Genomic DNA, 16,680 nt, shown 5'->3' on the forward strand with positions numbered 1-16,680 from the left:
ATCGTCCTCGCAAACGCGTTGCTCCGGAAAAATCAAAAATGGGAGCCAAGACACCCTTGATCAAAACGGATACTCTAATGGTTCCTGCCGTCATATTTGACGATCTCGACGCTTTCGAGATCGAAATCCGGCAAACAGCGAAGATTGATGGCCGTCATCTGCCCCTCCGGCCCCTCGCCGAAGGGGGCCGTGCCACATGTCGAGCAGAAATGATGGCGGATGACATGTTTGTTGAACGTATAGGTCGACAGGTTTTCGACCGGCGTCTTCAGCTTCAGTTTCTCACGCGGCACGAAGGCGAGCAGCCCGCCTCTGCGGCGGCAGAGCGAACAATTGCAATCGATCGCCTGACGAAATTCGCCCTCGACCTCGAAAGCGATCCGTCCGCAATGGCAACTTCCGTAATGTAGCATGTCTTCGCCCCGTCGTTTTGTTCTCTATTTGTTCTTAAGGGGTAGCAAAACCGAAGTCAAGCCGGGAACGGGCCTTACGTAGTCGCAAAGCCCGCATCCGGGGTGGCTCAGAGTTTCGAGAAATCGGCGAACTCGAAATGCATTCCGTCATATTTCGTCGGCGGCGTATAATGTCCGCCCCAGCCGAACCCGATCCGGTTGGCGGCTGGCACCAGCAATCGCACCGATCCTTTGGAGAGCGCATCCGGTGGCGGCGGAGCGGTCACCCGCGGGTTCCAGGCGACGTTGATATCGAAGGCAGATCCGAAGGCATGGTTGCTTAGAGAGCCGACACTGGCACTCGACTGAAGCCCGTGACCTGCCGCAGGAAGCGTCGTTCCTCGCACATAGCGGGCCACGAAGGCGCCGGCATAACCGAGGAGCAGATGCAGGAGATCCTCCTGCTCCCAGGCCTCGAAAAGTTCCTTCACCTTCGGCGCCACCAGCCTGTGGCAGCGAAAGCGGCCGGTATAGCCCGGAACATGGGCCAGTTGCGGGATCTGGATATCGATGATGTTGGCCGCCACCCAGTCTTTTGCGCCACCACCCGATGCTCCCTTGATGACGATGCTTTCGTGATCGGGGCGGTTCTTTTCCGGCAAAAGAATGAAATCGAATGCGCCGAAGGCGGCATTGCGGCTCGCATTGCTGGGCGGCGGAAAGGCGGGTTTCGGTGGCCAACTCGCGCCGGCCGCCGCCGCGTAGTAGGCCGGCGTCAGGTCACGATAGCCAAGCGCCACAGCTTCATCATGCGTCTTCTGGTCGAGTTTGCCGGTCGTCGTGATGCCGACCTTGACCTGGAAGAACTTGGTTGCCTGTTCGGTCTTGAGGCCGAAATCGGCGTCGATCGCGCCGACCTGGCTGATCCCTTGCTTCAGCAGAAAGTACTGCCATCGCTGAACCTCGGCCGGAATGTTTTTCGCACCACGCGCAAGCAGAATAGCCATCACGTCCTCCTCAGTTGGGAAAGGCTTCCTGGGTCAATTGCCGGATATTTTCGTCGGAAAGCTTGCCGTCGACAGGAAGGCCGCGCGCCTTCTCCCAGGCCATCAGCGCCTTCTGCGATCCCATGCCGAACACGCCATCGACACCACCCGGATTGAACCCGAGATAGAGCAAGGCAGCCTGGCAGCGCCTGACCATCAGGTTCGGGGTCGGATGCACCGAATAGAGGTTGAAGGCCTTGGCGAGTTTGGTGTCGTACTGGTTTTTCTTGTAGCCCGAGCCATTGTAGCGCAGCGCAAATTCTGCCCACTGCTGGGTCTGGAGATATTTCGCAAGACCATGGCCGGCAATGAAGGCAACCATGCCGGCAACCTGCGCATCTTCGTCGTCGGCCATCTTGGCGACCATCGTCTCGACATCCGCAAAGCCGGCGCTGGCGGCATTATAGCCCATCACCTGCCCGAGCCCCCAGGAGGCGCTGTTGAGCGCGGCAACCCGATCGAGACTGCAGGCATCCTTTAGCCGGGCATATTGGTTGGCGCCGCCGGCCCCATAGCCACCCGCCACCGGATTGCTGATATGCGGATGGGTCTTGGAATAGGCGCCATGCGTCTGTTTATGGAAGACGTGACGTTCGTAGAGAATGAGCGGACGCCGGTCGCTGAGAAACCCGAAGCCGCGGGTTTCGACCGCCATAACCGCCCAGAAGGCAGCAGGTTCGATTTTAAGAAGAGAGATTCCGTGCTCGACGGCTTCCGATGAAAGCGTCCGCCCCTTGCCTGCGAATTCAACCATATCAAGCCCTCCCGTGAGGGCTTGATTAGAGCATCAATATTTAAAGTTGCAACCAACCAATATTCTATCTTAAAATGCAGAGAGTTGCAGCCTCACGGCCAGTCCATCACCACCTTGCCGGAATTGCCCGAACGCATGGCTTCGAACCCGTCGCGGAATTCCTCGATCGGGATCCGGTGGGTGATAACCTGCGAAAGGTCGAGCCCGCCCTGGACGAAGGCGATCATCTTGTACCAGGTCTCGAACATTTCGCGGCCATAGATGCCCTTGAGCGTCAGCATCTTGAAGATCACCTTGTTCCAGTCGATCCCGAACCCTTCCGGCGCAATGCCGAGAATGGCGATCTTGCCGCCATTGTTCATCGTCTCGATCATCGACCGGAAGGCCGGCGGAGCACCGGACATTTCGAGACCGACGTCGAACCCTTCGGTCATGCCGATTTCCGACATGACTTCGCGAAGATCCTGGCTTGAGGCATCCACGACATGATCGATCCCGCAAAGGCGCGCCAGATCAAGCCGGACCGGATTGATATCGGTGATCACGACCTTGCGGGCGCCAGCCCGCCGCGCCACCATTGCCCCCATAATGCCTATCGGCCCGGCACCGGTCACCAGCACATCCTCTCCCACCAGATCAAAGGAAAGCGCAGTATGGACCGCATTGCCGAACGGGTCGAAGATCGCCGCCACTTCGTCGGGAACATCATCCGGGATCGGCACCACATTATGCTCGGGCATGCAGACAAATTCCCCGAACGAGCCCGGTCGGTTGACCCCGACGCCCAACGTGTTGCGGCAGAGATGGCCGCGGCCGGCCCGGCAGTTGCGGCATTTGCCGCAGACGATATGGCCTTCGCCGGCCACCCGCTCGCCAACGTGATACTTGGTCACCGCCGATCCGACCTCGGCAATCTCACCGACAAATTCATGGCCGACGACCATCGGCACCGGAATGGTCTTCTGCGCCCACTGGTCCCAGTTCCAGATATGGACGTCGGTGCCGCAGATAGCCGATTTCCGCACCCTGATCAGCACATCGTTGGGCCCCGGCTCCGGCACCGGCACATGTTCCATCCAGAGACCGACTTCCGGCTTGGCTTTTACGAGCGCCCGCATCATGTTGGACATGCGTATCTTCCTTCTCGATGACGTTATCAGGGGCGTTTACCCCTCCCCCTTGTGGGGACTGGAAATGTCCCCTCAGATCACTCCCAGTTCTCTTCCCACCTCGGCGAAAACCGAGATTGCCTTTTCGACATCCGCGGTCGAATGGGCCGCCGACATCTGCGTGCGGATGCGCGCCTGTCCCTTCGGCACCACCGGAAAGGAGAAGCCGATCACATAGACACCCTTTTCCAGCATGCGCGCCGCCATATCCTGCGCCAGCTGCGCATCCCCCAGCATCACCGGAATGATCGGATGCCCCTCGCCTGCCAGCGTGAAACCGAGCTTCGTCATCTCGCGCCGGAAGAGGTCTGCATTGGCAAAAAGCCGCGCGCGCAAATGATCGCCCTGATCGATCAAGTCGAAGACCTTGAGCGAGGCAGCGGCAATCACCGGCGCCAGCGTGTTGGAAAAGAGATAGGGCCGCGAACGCTGGCGTAGCCAGTCCACCATCTCGGCCTTGCCAGCAGTATAGCCGCCGGATGCCCCACCGAGCGCCTTGCCGAGCGTGCCGGTGATGATATCCACCCTTCCTTCGACGCCGCAATATTCTGCCGAGCCGCGACCATGCCGGCCGACAAACCCGACCGCATGGCTGTCGTCGACCATCACCATGGCACCGTATTTTTCGGCAAGATCACAGACACCACCGAGATTTGCGATGATGCCGTCCATCGAAAAGACGCCGTCGGTGGCAATCAGCTTGAAACGGCTGCCCTCGGCTTTCTTCAGCTCTTCCTCGAGCGACGCCATGTCATTGTTGGCATAGCGGAAGCGCCTGGCCTTGGAGAGACGCACGCCATCGATGATCGAGGCGTGGTTGAGCGCATCCGAGATGATCGCATCCTCCTCACCAAGCAGCGTTTCGAACAGACCGCCATTGGCATCGAAGCAGGAGGAATAGAGGATCGTGTCCTCCATCCCCAGGAAGCTCGAAATGCGCGCTTCAAGCTGCTTGTGTTCCTCCTGCGTGCCGCAGATGAACCGCACCGAGGCCATGCCATAGCCGTAGCGATCGAGCGCCTGCTTGGCAGACTCGGCAATCTCGCCATTGTCGGCAAGGCCGAGATAATTGTTGGCGCAGAAATTGAGCACATGCGCCCCGCCCTGAACGTCAATGGCGCCCGACTGTTTGGAGGTGATCACCCGCTCGGACTTGTAAAGTCCGGCCGTCTTCAACAGTTCGAGTTCTGTCCTGAGATGGGTAAGAAAAGCGTCGGTCATCGCAGGCTGTGTCTCCTGACTGTGAGAACTGGAACATCCGGGACCTTATAACAGAACCAAGCCCGCATGACTTTCCAAAAGCACGCCAGAACAATGCCGCTTTGAGACTATCGGCTTGCCAAAGCTCGACACAACCCTGTCTGATGCTCCGCCGATCCGGCGCTCCTCATACGCATTTCGACCTGCTTCCGAAATGACATCGATTTTCTGATGCGTCGATTATTGCGTCGTTCCGCTTCGTCGAACCCGCGACCGGAACCCGGAAGGCGTTTCGCCGGCATGCTGCCGAAAGCTGCTGTTGAACGCGCTGAGACTGGAATAGCCAACACCGAGCGCGATTGAAACAACCTGCTCGTCCGACTGCGCGAGCTGTTCCATTGCACGGATCATCCGAAGACGTCGGCGCAATTCGCTCCAGTTCATTCCGGTCTCTGCTGCCAGGCGTCGTGAAAAAGTCTTTGGCGTCAGAGCCGCAGCGGCAGCCACCACCTCGACGCCCAGATCTGCCGCCAGGTCCCGCTCGGCAAGATCGATCGCCTTGCGAAGCGGACCAGCGTCGATGGCAGGCAACCACATCGCACTTTCCCGTTCGGCAAGTTCCCGACATATGAACGCTGTAGCGGAAAAGCAGGCCACAGCATCGGCATCGAGCGATCCTGCCGACCGGCCCCAGCGACCGCAATGGAGGATCATTTCACGTGCAAGAGGCGTGACCGCAAAGACCTTGGTCTCTGTCGGCGGCCGGACCAGGAAATTGCGCTCGAACAGGATCGAGCAGGTCGAGACTGGCGCACGGATCTCGACCTCGACCTGAAGACCGGCTGGTATCCAGGCCGCCATCGAGGGCGGCAGAAACCATTGACGATCCGACAGGCCGACGCGCATCAGGCCTTGCGCGCAATAAACAAGATAATGGCGATCGAACTGAACAGTCCCGGACGCTTCCGGCCCGAGCGACGCCCGGAAACTGTAAGCATCGGGATCGGCATTCGCGGGTCCGCTCATCCATTCACTTTCGATACTCGAGCGACAACATCATAGGTTAGCGAACTCGGAGGCGCAATCATCAGCGGCTTGAGGCTCGCATTGAGAGCGGCAAACTCGGCACTTGCCCGATAGGCATCAAAATCCGCAGAGCATTCCCATGTCTGGAAAACCAGCACCGCGCCGGAATTGTCGAGATAGCGCTGATATGACAAGCATCCTTGTCTGGCACGGATCTGGCGCGCGTGTGCATCGATGCATGTTTTGACTTCGCCGAGATCTCCGATCGCGACATCAAAGCTGACCACCTGCAATTGTGTCATTGTACCATCCCTTTTGTGAGCGCATGCGCCCGATTGCAATCGGTGCAATTTGCTCTGGAAATGGCGCAGCCGCTTCTATGCAACCGGACAAATTCTAGCGCGAAACGGACAATGGTACCGGACGTGCGCTATCGTCCGGGCCGGAACGGAGCCGGATCGACCGGCGGCTTTTCACCCAGAATCATCGCCGTCAGTAATTCTGCCGAAGCCGGACCAAGGGTGAAACCCTGATGGCCATGACCGAAATTGGCCCACAGCCCCTTCTGGCCGCCAACCGGACCGATGACCGGCAACATATCCGGCATGCAGGGGCGCGTGCCCGACCAGGGTTCCTGCTCAACCCGATTGCCGAGCGACAGGAGCTCGTTGGCGGATGCTTCCGCCCGCTCGAGCTGGCGATAGACCGGCGCCTGGCCCGGCCGGGCCAGATGCGCACCCGTCGTGATGCGGGTGCCGGCCCGCATCGGCGCCATCACGTAACCGCGATCGGAATCCATCAGCGTCATGTTGAGCGCCACCGGCGAAGAATAATGAGCGTGATAGCCACGCTTGAGCACCATCGGAAAACGGGCGCCGAAGCGCTCGAGCAGGCCACGCGACCAGACGCCGAGCGCAACGACCACATGTTCTGCCTCAACAGTACCCGCACGCGTCCTCACCGACCAGCCCTTGCCCGACGGCAACGCCTTCAGGCTCTCGGCATCGCCGATCAGGAACTGGCCACCCTCGCGCTCGAAAAGCTCGGCATAGGCGGTGACCAGCGCGCCGGGATCGGCCGCCGTCCATGGTTCCAGCCAGTGGATCGTGCCAAGACCGGCATTCGTGAGCGCCGGCTCTTCCTTGCGCGTTTCAGCCGGATCCAGTGCCCGGAATCGGGTTCCGAACTCGCGCTCGATATCCTTGGCGCGTGCCAGAGCCTCATCGAACTTGGCGCCATCGCGATAGAGCGTCCGGTAGCCCGATCGCTGGATGAGATTGTCGGCGCCGGCGCGCCTGATAATCGGTTCGTGGGTTCCGGCCGCCCGCGCGATCAGCGTCGCATAATGACGGGCGATCTCGCGATGACGGCCGCTTTCGGAATACCACCAGTATCGGAGCAGGGAACTGACATGCAGCGGCAGCTCGCGGAAGGCATAATAGACATCGTTCGAGCGGAAAGTGGCAATGTCGAACAGGTCGCGGATGCCGCGCGGCATTGCATAGGGTTCCACCGATTCCGACTGGATGATGCCGGCATTGCCGAAGCTGGTCTCCTGCCCCGGCGGCTTGCGGTCAATGAGCGTGACGTTCCATCCCCTGTCGCGCAATGAAAGGGCGGCACTCACGCCGACCATGCCCGCACCGAGTACGATTGCCTCGCTCATCCTATCCTCGCATTCACATTCAATCGCCTGTTCGTCAGGCTCGTACTCTAACCTTACGTCATCCCATAAGCCAAAGACAGCAGAGGCAGAAGAAATTCAGTGAATCCGCACGCCCTGACGCCGCAGTTCCACCTGGACTGCGGCGATATCGACCGCACTGACATCGCGACCGGTGCGAACGGCGATGGCTGCAGCCACGCCGGCCCCCTGCCCGGCAACGGCACAGCAGGCCATGTTGCGGGTGGCAGCATGTGCGATCCGGTCACCGCCGATGGCGCGCCCAGCCACCAGAAGATTGCGCACACCCTTCGGCAGCATGGAGCGGTAGGGAATATGCATGTAGCGACCGGTCGTCGGCAGGATCAGGACGCCATAACCATCGATGAATTCCGGATAGATGCCGATCGAATCCTCAAACCGCGCCTCGTTGCGCACATCGCCTTCGGTCATGTTGTAGACGGCATCGATCTTGCGCGTATCGCGGATGCCGATCGTCATGCCGAAATTGCGCAGCCGGGCCGCCTCGCAACCAGGCGTATATCGCTTGAGCGCCTCGATCGCCAGCATCGCCTGCCGGCGGCCTTCGATTTCGAAACGGGTCATGCTGTCGGGGTCGGTGCCATCGCAGCCGGCCAGATGCACGAGGTTCATATAGGTCAGTTCACCGGTATCGTGCAGCGCCCCCCAGGTGCCGGCAATCGTGTTGAGATGGGCGGGAATGATGCCGTCGCGAATGGCCTGCGCGAAGGGTTTGCCGAGGAAGGGCGAGAACATCTTGTCCTCCTTGCCCGAGGTCTCGATCTGCCATTCACCGGTCGACCAGTCGCCGTAGGTCTGCGGATCGGAGCGGACCCCTTCCATGAACGCCTTCTTGTCGACACCGGCAAGGTGGAACATCACGCTGGCCGCCTGCATCTGCTCGACCGGCGTCTTGATGGTTGTGGCCCCCACCCGTTCGGCAATGTCGGCATCGCCTGTGGCGTCGATCACGACAGTGGCCAGGATCGCCTCGCGACCGGCCTTGGATTCGGTGATGATGCCGACGATCCGGTCATCTTCCATGATCGGGGCGACGAACTGCCGATGCAGCATCGGGTGAATATCGGCCTCTTCGACCAGCCGGTCGGCGACCAGTTTGAACCCTTCGGAATCGAGTTCATAGGAGAGCGACTGGCTTTCGGGCACGGCAGCCCCCATGGCCTTGGCGCGTTCTTCGAATTCCCAGCCGATGCCGCCGGCTTCAATCGTCTTCTCGTGGCGATACCAGGCAAAACCCTCGACGCCGACAACGGTGATATTGCCACCGAAACAGCCGAACCGCTCGACAAGCGCAACACTTGCACCGGCACGCGCTGCCGCAAGGGCTGCGGCCAAACCACCCGGGCCTGAGCCGACCACCAGCACATCCGTCGTGTGAATGACTTCGACCCGGCGGGCGGGTTCGGTGATGAAAGTGCGGTTGACGGTCATGAAAAGCTCCCAGGTTTCCACAAGCCTATCCCAGGCGGAAGATGTACGCCAACGCTGGCAACGACGAGACGCTGGCTTGATCGCGGCGCATCGACGCTCGGTATTGTCGTGACACTCAATGTCCGGTCGCAGGCCCCTTGATGCGGCCGGACATGACGCCGAAACCGTCGATCAGCGCTTCGAGCTTGTCGAGCCGGACCGCCTCGATCTGCACCTCGTTGAGCGCCAGCATCAATTGCTCCACCTCGGCCTCGTCGCCCCGCTCGGTCGCGTCAGCAATGGCCCGCTCGAGCTCATGCTTCTGGCGTGTAAGGGCGCGGGCGCGATTGTGGAGGGCCAGCGCCTGCTGATAGGCTTCCCGCGCATCCTCCATCGCCGCCTGTTCGGTTGCCGTCCAGAGGCGGGCAAAGCGGATCTGCTTTTCGAGGGCCTGCAACAGGTTCTCGAACCCCTGCACCTCGAGCGCATGCATGAGTTCGTCGCGCGTCAGGCCCGGACCCGAGGCTGCGGCAACCCCCATCACCGTCTGCCAGAAGCGCTGCATGTCGCGGTTCTCGAACTCGATCAGGGCGATTTCGTCATAATCCTCGAAGAACAGTTGCGGATGATTGACGATGGTCAGCGCCAGAACGCTCTCGCGGAGCGAGGCCGCCGAGCGATAACCGCTGACGAGACCCGATTTCGCCAGCTTGTCAGAGACCGGCGCCAGCCGGCTGCCGGGCCGCTGCCCCCCCTTGTTGCCGCTGCGTCCCCCATCGCGAGCGCGACCACCACCGGTCGGCTGGCCGTTCTGGGTCGGCTTCTGGAAAAAGGCATAGCAGCGGTCACGCATATCCTGCTGGTAATGGCGGCGGACGTTTTCGTCGGCAATCACCTGCGTAACGGTTTTCAGCCGCGCCTCAAGCTCGGCCCGCCGTTCCGGCGTCTCGTAGGTGGTGCCGGAGGTTTCGCGCAGCCAGACCATGTCGGCGAGCGGGCGCGCATCCGCGATCACCCGGTCGAACGGCGCCCGTCCCTCGATCTTCACGAGATCGTCGGGATCCTTGCCGTCCGGCAGCAGCGCGATCTTGAGCGAATAGCCGGGCTTCAGATGCGGTAGCGCCAGATCCACCGCCCGTGAAGCGGCACGAAAACCGGCACCATCGCCATCGAAGCAGAGCACCGGCACCGGCGTCATCTTCCAGAGAAGCGCCAGCTGGTTCTCAGTCAGCGCCGTCCCGAGCGGTGCCACCGCATTTTCGATTCCCGCCTGATGGAGCGCGATCACATCCATATAGCCTTCGACCGCGATCACCGTACCCGCACCATCCGCACCCTGAATGGCCTTGCGGGCACGCGAGAAATTGAAAAGCACATGGCCTTTCTGGAACAGTTCGGTCTCGTTCGAATTGAGATATTTCGCAGGCGCATCGGGATTGAGGGCGCGGCCGCCAAAGGCAATCACCTTGTCGCGCGACGACAGGATCGGGAACATGATCCGGTCGCGAAAACGGTCATAGGAAACGGGAATGTCGGGCCCGTGCACGACGAGGCCGCAGGCCTCGATCTGATCCTTCGCCACCCCGCGGGAGGCGAGATATTCCTTGAGCGCGTTGCGGCTGTCGGGTGAATAGCCAAGCCGGAAGGTTTCGATCGTGCGACCGGATAGTCCGCGCTCCCTCAGATAGGCACGCGCTTTCGCCCCGGAAGCCGTCTGCAACTGGTCCTGGAAAAAGGACGTGGCCAGTTCCATGACATCAAAGAGGTTATGACGTTCGCGCTCACGCCGCTCCGCTTCGGGATCCGGCTGCGGCAGTGCGACGCCGGCAATGTCGGCCACCTGCTGAACCGCTTCGGCAAAATTCATGCCGTCCAGTTCCATCAGGAACCGGAAATGATCACCGGTGACACCGCAACCGAAACAATGGTAGCGGCCCTTGCGATCCTCGCAGTGAAAGCTCGGCGTCTTTTCGCCATGGAACGGGCAGCAGGCCCAGAAATCGCCCCGCCCGGGATTGGATTTCTTGCGATCCCAGGTCACACGCCGACCGATCACGTCCGATATCGAAACGCGGTCTCTGAGTTCGTCCAGGAAATTGTTTGAAAAACGCATGCTCACCTCGGTCGAGGTCATATAACCACTGTTGGCCGCCACCGCCAATCATACTCGTCCGCCCACAGATATTCACAGGGGATGCGTCGATTGACAGCCATGGATCTCTATTTTATTGATCGACCAACCAATTATTTCAGGGAGGAAATCGATCATGGGTCAAAGAAGCCTCAGGCGCATCGTCACCGGCCATGACGAAACCGGCAAGGCGATCGTTCTTTCGGATGGCGAACCGCCGATGATCATCCGCAATCCGATGCAGGAGGGCCTCGCCTTCTACGAGGTCTGGAACACCCATCCGACACCTTGCCTCGTCACCGCCACCTGCGAGGAGCCGACATTCGCCCACAAGGGTGTGACCGCGCCGCCTGCCGGCGGAACCGTGATCCGTTTCGTCGATATCCCGCCGGAAGGCCAGAAGGGCCCCGATCTCGATGCCGATCAGGCCCGCAAGCTGTTCGAACATGTCGGCCTCGCCGAGAATGCCGATCATCACATTCCGGGTCGCCATCCGCTCATGCACAGAACGGAATCGGTCGATTACGGCATCTGCATTTCCGGCGAAATCGTGCTGCTGCTCGATGATTCGGAAGTGGTGCTGAAGCCGGGTGATGTGGTGGTGCAGCGCGGGACGATCCATGCCTGGACCAATCGCACCAACACGATTGCCCGCATGGCCTTCATTCTGACGGACGGGACCTGGGATCCGGCTCTGAAGACCGCGTTCGAGGCGCATGACGAGCGCCTGAAGGCTGCGCACGCGCTTTAGCAAGCCGCTGAAAACTGCCCGCCATAAGGCTTGTGACGAGGATAGAGCTCGGTGGCCTCTTCTCCCCGGCGGGGAGAAGGTGGCGCGATAGCGCCGGATGAGGGGGATTGCGGCGATGTAACAGTTGGATGGGAGGGCTCCCCCTCATCTGTCCTTCGGACATCTTCTCCCCGAAGGGAGAAGCGACAGCGTCGCATTAGCTCCTGCCAAACCAGCCCATCGCCCGGGTTTCCAGCCACCAACTGAATGGTGTTCGCAGCGGACGGTCCGGCGCTTTCGCGCCGGCCCCTTTCATCAGGACAGAAGCGTCTTGACCTGGCCCGATGCCTTGGAGAAATCCAGCTGGCCCGGATAGCGTTCCTTGAGCAGTGCCATGCACTTGCCCATGTCCTTGATCGAGCTCGCACCGGTTTCGGCGATGATGCCCTTTATGATTGCGATCACTTCATCTTCCGAGAGTTGCTTCGGCATGAACTCGGAAATGATGGCAATTTCGGCGCGCTCGTTGTCCGCCAGCTCGGGCCGGCCACCCTCGACATACATCTTGGCCGATTCCTCGCGCTGTTTGACCAGCTTCGAAAGAAGGGCGGCAATATCGCCGTCCGTCGTTTCCGGATTGGGCTTGGTGCGATTGGCGATTTCAAGATCCTTGATGGCCGACTGGACCATGCGGATGGTGGTCATCCGACGGCTGTCCTTGGCCTTCATTGCCTCCTTGAGAGCACTCATCAATTTTTCGCGCATGTCGAAATTCTCCTAGACTGTGACCGCGCTTATGACCCCTCGCCCGCAGAAATGCAATCCACCGGCGTAACACCTTGATCCGGAAGCACTTTATTAATCGGGGAAAAACCCGGTCGGGATTGACCTATCAGCTTCTCTTCACTATTTTCCCGCTCCTAGCACAAAGTTTGATAAACGTTGACGCGGCGGGCCACAATCCGCGCGCAATTCGACGCGACAGCAAGGCCTTGATCCTCCCTCAAGCGCCGGAACGGAGCACCATGAGCACGACCCCAGCCTGGACCAAAGAAAAGCCCACCGCCCTTCTCGTTCTTGCCGATGGCACTGTCATCGAAGGCAAGGGCATTGGCGCCACGGGCCGAACCCAGGCGGAGGTCTGCTTCAACACGGCGTTGACCGGCTATGAGGAAATCCTCACCGATCCCTCCTATCTCGGCCAGATCGTCACCTTCACCTTCCCGCATATCGGCAATATCGGCACCAACAACGAAGATATCGAAGACCTGACACCCGCCGCCCGCCATGGCGCCGTCGGCGTCATCTTCAAAGCCGACATTACCGATCCGTCCAACTATCGCTCGCTCCAGCATCTTGATGCCTGGCTGAAGGCCCGCGGCATCATCGGCATGTGCGGCATCGACACCCGCGCGCTCACCGCCTGGATCCGCGAAAACGGCGCGCCGAACGCGGTCATCGCCCATGATCCGGTCGGCGTCTTCGATATCGAGACGCTGAAGAAGGAAGCCGCCGCCTGGTCCGGCCTCGTCGGCCTCGATCTCGCCAAGGTCGCCACATCCGGTCAGACCTCGACCTGGGACGAGAAGCCCTGGGTCTGGAACGAGGGCTATTCGACGCTCGGCGCTTCGGATGCACGCTATCACGTCGTCTGCCTCGATTACGGCGTCAAGCGCAACATCCTGCGCCTGTTTGCCGGACTGGACTGCAAGGTCACGGTGATGCCCGCCCGCACGACGGCCGAAGACGTGCTCGCCCACAAGCCGGACGGCATTTTCCTGTCGAACGGTCCGGGAGATCCGGCCGCAACCGGCGAATATGCCGTGCCGGAAATCCGCAAGCTGATCGAAACCGGTATCCCGGTGTTCGGCATCTGCCTCGGTCACCAGATGCTTGGCCTCGCCCTCGGTGCCAAGACCGAGAAGATGCATCAGGGCCATCATGGCGCCAACCATCCGGTGAAGGACCACACGACCGGCAAGGTCGAGATCGTTTCGATGAACCACGGCTTTGCGGTCGACTCCAAGTCGCTGCCGGTCGGTGTCGAGGAAACGCACGTATCGCTGTTTGACGGCTCGAACTGCGGCCTGCGCATGGTCGGCAAGCCGGTCTTCTCCGTGCAGCATCATCCGGAAGCATCGCCCGGTCCGCAGGACAGCCATTATCTCTTCCGCCGGTTCCTGAACCTGATCAAGGAACGTAACGGCGAGCCGGCTTTGGCCGAGCGCTGAGACTTACGAAAATGGCGGGCAGTGCCCGCCATTTTCATATCTGGATCAGAGTTCCGGCACCGCGCGTCGCGCCAGCAGCGCAAACCGCCAGAGCAACAGAACCGAGGCGGCTGCCAGGCCGGCCAGGAAACCGATCCAGACGCCGATACCACCGAAACCGAGCGGGAATGCCAGGATATAGGCGAGCGAAAAGCCGATCGCCCAATAGGAAATCAGCGCCAGGATCAGCGGGATCGTCGTATCCTTGATGCCGCGCAGCAGGCCATGGCCAATCGCCTGAAGGCCATCCACCAGTTGGAAGATGCCGGCAATCACCACAAGCGAAGCGGCATAATCGAGCACCGCACCGGAATCCGGCTTCGACGCATCGAGATAGAGGGAAGCGAGTTCGCGCGGGATCAAGGCATAGAGCAGTCCGCCAAGCATGGCGCAGCCAGCCGACATCGCCACCACCACCCAGGCTGCCCGGATCATGCCAACCCGGTCGCGAGCGCCCGCGGCGACACCGATACGCACAGTGGCCGCCTGTGCAAGCCCGAGCGGGATCATGAAGGCCACTGACGCCCATTGCAGCGCAATCCCATGTGCGGCGAGTTCAATGGTTCCGATCCAGCCCATCAGAAGCGAGGCGACGGTAAACAGGCTGACTTCCGCCAGGATCGACAGGCCGATCGGCAGGCCGAGCACGAAGACTTCCCGCAGCATATGCCAGTCGGCACGCCAGAAACGCACGAAGAGTTCATAGCTGCGCAGGTCAGGCCGCCATTCAATGTAGAGAATGGTCAGGAGAAACCCGACGATATTGACGAATAGGGCCACAATCGCCGCCCCGGTCATTCCGAGCGCCGGCAAGCCGAAATGTCCGAGCACCAGCGCATAGGCGCAGATGGCATTGAGAACCAGAATGATGATCGTCACATAGAGAATGAAGCTCGCACGGCCGACCGCGCTCAGGAAGGAGCGCAGAACCATGAAACCGAGCGCCGGGATCATGCCCCAGCCGGCAATGTTCACATAATGACCGGCAAGAGCCGCCACCTCGGGCTTCTGGCCGGCAGCAATGAGGACGGATTCGGCAAACCAGATCGCCGGCGACAGAATGGCGGCATAGCCGACGATGACCCAGAGCCCCATGCGCACCGAGCGACGCACCATCACCTTGTCGCCCTGGGCAAAGGCATGTGCCGCCATCGGCACGACTGCGGTCGCGAAACCCGAGCCGAAAATGAAGACGGTGAAGAAATACTGTCCGGCCAGCACCATGGCCGCAAGTTCGACCGTGCCCAATCGCCCGATAATGAAGATATCGGTGACATGGATGCCGAGCTGCGCCAGCTGCGCGCCGATCAGCGGAATGCCGAGCGACAGCGTTTCGCGGACATGGCTCATCCAGCCATTCGTCGATACAATGCCATTCGTTTCTATCCGTTCAGCCACGTTCTTACCTCTGATTGAAGGCGTCGCATTTAGTGCAAGTCATGCCGCAAGGCCAGCGACGCCGGGAAAAATCATAAAAAATTCATGAGTCCCATGGGTTTGAGTGATGGATTGCCCCAAGCCCTATTGCGAAACTGCCGGCAAAGTTCGCGGGACCTTGAGGATGAACACCACAAGTGCAATCACCGAGAGAACCGCCGCAAACAGGTAGGGCATGCCCGGCATCTCGAAAACTGCGCCCGGACCGCTGAACCCGCTGAAGAAGCCGGAGAAGAGGAGCGGACCGATCATCGATGTGATGCTCGACAGGCTGGTCAACGCTCCCTGCAACTCCCCCTGCGCGGAAGATGGTACGCCAGCGGCGGAGATCGAGCGCAGCGCGGGATCGGACACGCATTCGATTGAGGCGAGCACGATCACGACGAACACCATCCAGCCTTCGCTGGCGAAGGTGTAACCGAGAAAGCCCAGAATACAGAAGACAAGACCGATGACCGCGACCCGCCACTCTCCGAAGCGGCGGATCATTCCGGGCAGGACCAGGCCAAGAACAAGGGCAGTAAAGACGCCATAGATCCCGAGCGAAAAGCCGATCATGCCTTCGCCCCAGCCGTAACGATAGGCGGAGACGAATGACCAGACCACGGGATAGGAGACATGTGCCAGCCAGAACAGGAACATCACGACGACGATCCAGCCGATGCCCTTGTAGTTGCGCATCTGCCGTAGTGCACCGAGCGGGTTGGCGCGCCGCCAGTCGAATGCACGCCGGTTGGCCGGATCAAGCGGTTCAGGCAGCAGGAAATAGGCGATCGCAAAATTGGCAAAGGCGATCAGGGCGGCGACGTAAAACGGCACGCGCGGGCCGAATTCCCCAAGAAGACCGCCGACAACGGGCCCGAGTGTGAAGCCCACCCCAAAAGAAATGCTGACGAAACCGAAATTTCGAGCCCGGTTCTCGTCGGTCGAAACGTCGGCGATATAGGCTGCCGCAGTCGCATAGCTGGCTCCAGAAATGCCGGCCAGGACACGACCGACGAAAAGCATCCAGTAGCTTCCCGCCAGCGCGCAGATGAGGTTGTCGATCGCGAAGGTGAAGACAGAGAAGAGCAGCACCGGTCGTCGGCCAAACCTGTCTGACAGGTTGCCGATCAGGGTTCCGAACAGGAATTGCATGGCGGCATAGGAGAGAAACAGCCAGCCTCCCTCGATTGAGGCATGGCTCATGTCTGCCCCGGTCAATTCCTTCAGATAGGCAGGCATGACCGGCATGATCAGCGCAATACCCATCATATCCATCAACTGGATAACGAAAACGAGCATCAGCCCGCGTCTTGCGCGCTTTTCATCGATCATGACTGCACCGAAATTACTCCCGACGGCCACCGCGGGAACATATAAGGAACAGCCGTTCTATCCGACCGATTGGTCGGAATCAAGCCGCCCGAG

Annotated in this window: 15 protein-coding genes; 2 read left to right on the forward strand and 13 right to left on the reverse strand. The window is 60.4% G+C overall.

Features of this window, described 5'->3' with window-relative positions; genetic code table 11:
* Nucleotides 1–74: 74 nt before the first annotated feature.
* The 10 genes from Q4481_RS09340 to dnaG form a co-directional block, all read right to left on the reverse strand.
* Nucleotides 75–413, reverse strand: a complete 339-nt coding sequence (locus Q4481_RS09340) for a GFA family protein (protein WP_304376091.1) — start codon at nucleotides 411–413, stop codon at nucleotides 75–77.
* 107 nt (nucleotides 414–520) lie between these two features.
* The gene (locus tag Q4481_RS09345; protein ID WP_304376092.1) at nucleotides 521–1,399 is read right to left on the reverse strand and encodes a M15 family metallopeptidase; all 879 of its coding nucleotides are present in this window, start codon (nucleotides 1,397–1,399) and stop codon (nucleotides 521–523) included.
* Between the two features lie 10 nt (nucleotides 1,400–1,409).
* Entirely contained in the window at nucleotides 1,410–2,192 is a 783-nt protein-coding gene (locus Q4481_RS09350; RefSeq protein WP_304376093.1) for an N-acetylmuramidase domain-containing protein, read from the reverse strand.
* Nucleotides 2,193–2,284: 92 nt separating this feature from the next.
* Nucleotides 2,285–3,322, reverse strand: a complete 1,038-nt coding sequence (gene tdh, locus Q4481_RS09355; RefSeq protein ID WP_304376094.1) for an L-threonine 3-dehydrogenase — start codon at nucleotides 3,320–3,322, stop codon at nucleotides 2,285–2,287.
* Nucleotides 3,323–3,394: 72 nt separating this feature from the next.
* Nucleotides 3,395–4,582, reverse strand: a complete 1,188-nt coding sequence (locus tag Q4481_RS09360; RefSeq protein ID WP_304376095.1) for a glycine C-acetyltransferase — start codon at nucleotides 4,580–4,582, stop codon at nucleotides 3,395–3,397.
* Between the two features lie 219 nt (nucleotides 4,583–4,801).
* Nucleotides 4,802–5,587 carry an AraC family transcriptional regulator gene (locus Q4481_RS09365; RefSeq protein ID WP_304376096.1) on the reverse strand — a complete coding sequence of 262 codons (786 nt, stop codon included), beginning with the start codon at nucleotides 5,585–5,587 and terminating at the stop codon, nucleotides 4,802–4,804.
* Nucleotides 5,584–5,889 (reverse strand): putative quinol monooxygenase, encoded by a 306-nt coding sequence (locus Q4481_RS09370; protein WP_304376097.1) that lies wholly within the window; start codon nucleotides 5,887–5,889, stop codon nucleotides 5,584–5,586. Before Q4481_RS09370 ends, Q4481_RS09365 begins: the two co-directional genes overlap by 4 nt.
* A 128-nt stretch (nucleotides 5,890–6,017) precedes the next feature.
* Complete coding sequence (locus Q4481_RS09375) at nucleotides 6,018–7,253, reverse strand: NAD(P)/FAD-dependent oxidoreductase (RefSeq protein WP_304376098.1); 1,236 nt, start codon at nucleotides 7,251–7,253, stop codon at nucleotides 6,018–6,020.
* A 96-nt stretch (nucleotides 7,254–7,349) separates the two neighbouring features.
* The gene (locus Q4481_RS09380) at nucleotides 7,350–8,723 is read right to left on the reverse strand and encodes an FAD-dependent oxidoreductase (RefSeq protein ID WP_304376099.1); all 1,374 of its coding nucleotides are present in this window, start codon (nucleotides 8,721–8,723) and stop codon (nucleotides 7,350–7,352) included.
* 115 nt (nucleotides 8,724–8,838) lie between these two features.
* Nucleotides 8,839–10,815, reverse strand: coding sequence for a DNA primase (gene dnaG / locus Q4481_RS09385; RefSeq protein WP_304376100.1), 1,977 nt, complete (start codon nucleotides 10,813–10,815; stop codon nucleotides 8,839–8,841).
* Between the two features lie 154 nt (nucleotides 10,816–10,969).
* Here dnaG and Q4481_RS09390 point away from each other — a divergent pair, with 154 nt between their 5' ends.
* Complete coding sequence (locus Q4481_RS09390) at nucleotides 10,970–11,584, forward strand: cupin domain-containing protein (protein WP_304376101.1); 615 nt, start codon at nucleotides 10,970–10,972, stop codon at nucleotides 11,582–11,584.
* Nucleotides 11,585–11,878: 294 nt separating this feature from the next.
* Here Q4481_RS09390 and Q4481_RS09395 read toward each other — a convergent pair whose 3' ends face one another.
* Nucleotides 11,879–12,328 carry a GatB/YqeY domain-containing protein gene (locus tag Q4481_RS09395; protein ID WP_304376102.1) on the reverse strand — a complete coding sequence of 150 codons (450 nt, stop codon included), beginning with the start codon at nucleotides 12,326–12,328 and terminating at the stop codon, nucleotides 11,879–11,881.
* Nucleotides 12,329–12,588: 260 nt separating this feature from the next.
* Between Q4481_RS09395 and carA the strand changes: the two genes are divergently transcribed.
* Nucleotides 12,589–13,794, forward strand: a complete 1,206-nt coding sequence (gene carA / locus Q4481_RS09400) for a glutamine-hydrolyzing carbamoyl-phosphate synthase small subunit (RefSeq protein ID WP_304376103.1) — start codon at nucleotides 12,589–12,591, stop codon at nucleotides 13,792–13,794.
* Nucleotides 13,795–13,839: 45 nt separating this feature from the next.
* Here the strand turns inward: carA and Q4481_RS09405 are convergent, their stop codons facing one another.
* A complete protein-coding gene (locus tag Q4481_RS09405; protein WP_304376564.1) occupies nucleotides 13,840–15,183 on the reverse strand; it encodes an MATE family efflux transporter in 1,344 nt (447 codons plus the stop codon).
* A 171-nt stretch (nucleotides 15,184–15,354) separates the two neighbouring features.
* Complete coding sequence (locus tag Q4481_RS09410; RefSeq protein WP_304376104.1) at nucleotides 15,355–16,587, reverse strand: TCR/Tet family MFS transporter; 1,233 nt, start codon at nucleotides 16,585–16,587, stop codon at nucleotides 15,355–15,357.
* Nucleotides 16,588–16,680 lie beyond the last annotated feature (93 nt).

Origin of the sequence: Fluviirhizobium alvei (genome assembly GCF_030551875.1) — a bacterium.
Lineage (GTDB): Bacteria > Pseudomonadota > Alphaproteobacteria > Rhizobiales > Rhizobiaceae > Rhizobium_E > Rhizobium_E alvei.

Excerpts from the sequence above, each read along its gene's own strand:
- Q4481_RS09380 (WP_304376099.1), bottom strand. The coding sequence starts at position 8,723 with ATGACCGTCAACCGCACTTTCATCACCGAACCCGCCCGCCGGGTCGAA.
- carA (WP_304376103.1), top strand. The coding sequence starts at position 12,589 with ATGAGCACGACCCCAGCCTGGACCAAAGAAAAGCCCACCGCCCTTCTC.
- Q4481_RS09375 (WP_304376098.1), bottom strand. The coding sequence starts at position 7,253 with ATGAGCGAGGCAATCGTACTCGGTGCGGGCATGGTCGGCGTGAGTGCC.
- tdh (WP_304376094.1), bottom strand. The coding sequence starts at position 3,322 with ATGTCCAACATGATGCGGGCGCTCGTAAAAGCCAAGCCGGAAGTCGGT.
- dnaG (WP_304376100.1), bottom strand. The coding sequence starts at position 10,815 with ATGCGTTTTTCAAACAATTTCCTGGACGAACTCAGAGACCGCGTTTCG.
- Q4481_RS09405 (WP_304376564.1), bottom strand. The coding sequence starts at position 15,183 with ATGAGCCATGTCCGCGAAACGCTGTCGCTCGGCATTCCGCTGATCGGC.
- Q4481_RS09340 (WP_304376091.1), bottom strand. The coding sequence starts at position 413 with ATGCTACATTACGGAAGTTGCCATTGCGGACGGATCGCTTTCGAGGTC.
- Q4481_RS09345 (WP_304376092.1), bottom strand. The coding sequence starts at position 1,399 with ATGGCTATTCTGCTTGCGCGTGGTGCGAAAAACATTCCGGCCGAGGTT.
- Q4481_RS09365 (WP_304376096.1), bottom strand. The coding sequence starts at position 5,587 with ATGAGCGGACCCGCGAATGCCGATCCCGATGCTTACAGTTTCCGGGCG.
- Q4481_RS09390 (WP_304376101.1), top strand. The coding sequence starts at position 10,970 with ATGGGTCAAAGAAGCCTCAGGCGCATCGTCACCGGCCATGACGAAACC.
- Q4481_RS09395 (WP_304376102.1), bottom strand. The coding sequence starts at position 12,328 with ATGCGCGAAAAATTGATGAGTGCTCTCAAGGAGGCAATGAAGGCCAAG.
- Q4481_RS09350 (WP_304376093.1), bottom strand. The coding sequence starts at position 2,192 with ATGGTTGAATTCGCAGGCAAGGGGCGGACGCTTTCATCGGAAGCCGTC.
- Q4481_RS09360 (WP_304376095.1), bottom strand. The coding sequence starts at position 4,582 with ATGACCGACGCTTTTCTTACCCATCTCAGGACAGAACTCGAACTGTTG.
- Q4481_RS09410 (WP_304376104.1), bottom strand. The coding sequence starts at position 16,587 with ATGATCGATGAAAAGCGCGCAAGACGCGGGCTGATGCTCGTTTTCGTT.
- Q4481_RS09370 (WP_304376097.1), bottom strand. The coding sequence starts at position 5,889 with ATGACACAATTGCAGGTGGTCAGCTTTGATGTCGCGATCGGAGATCTC.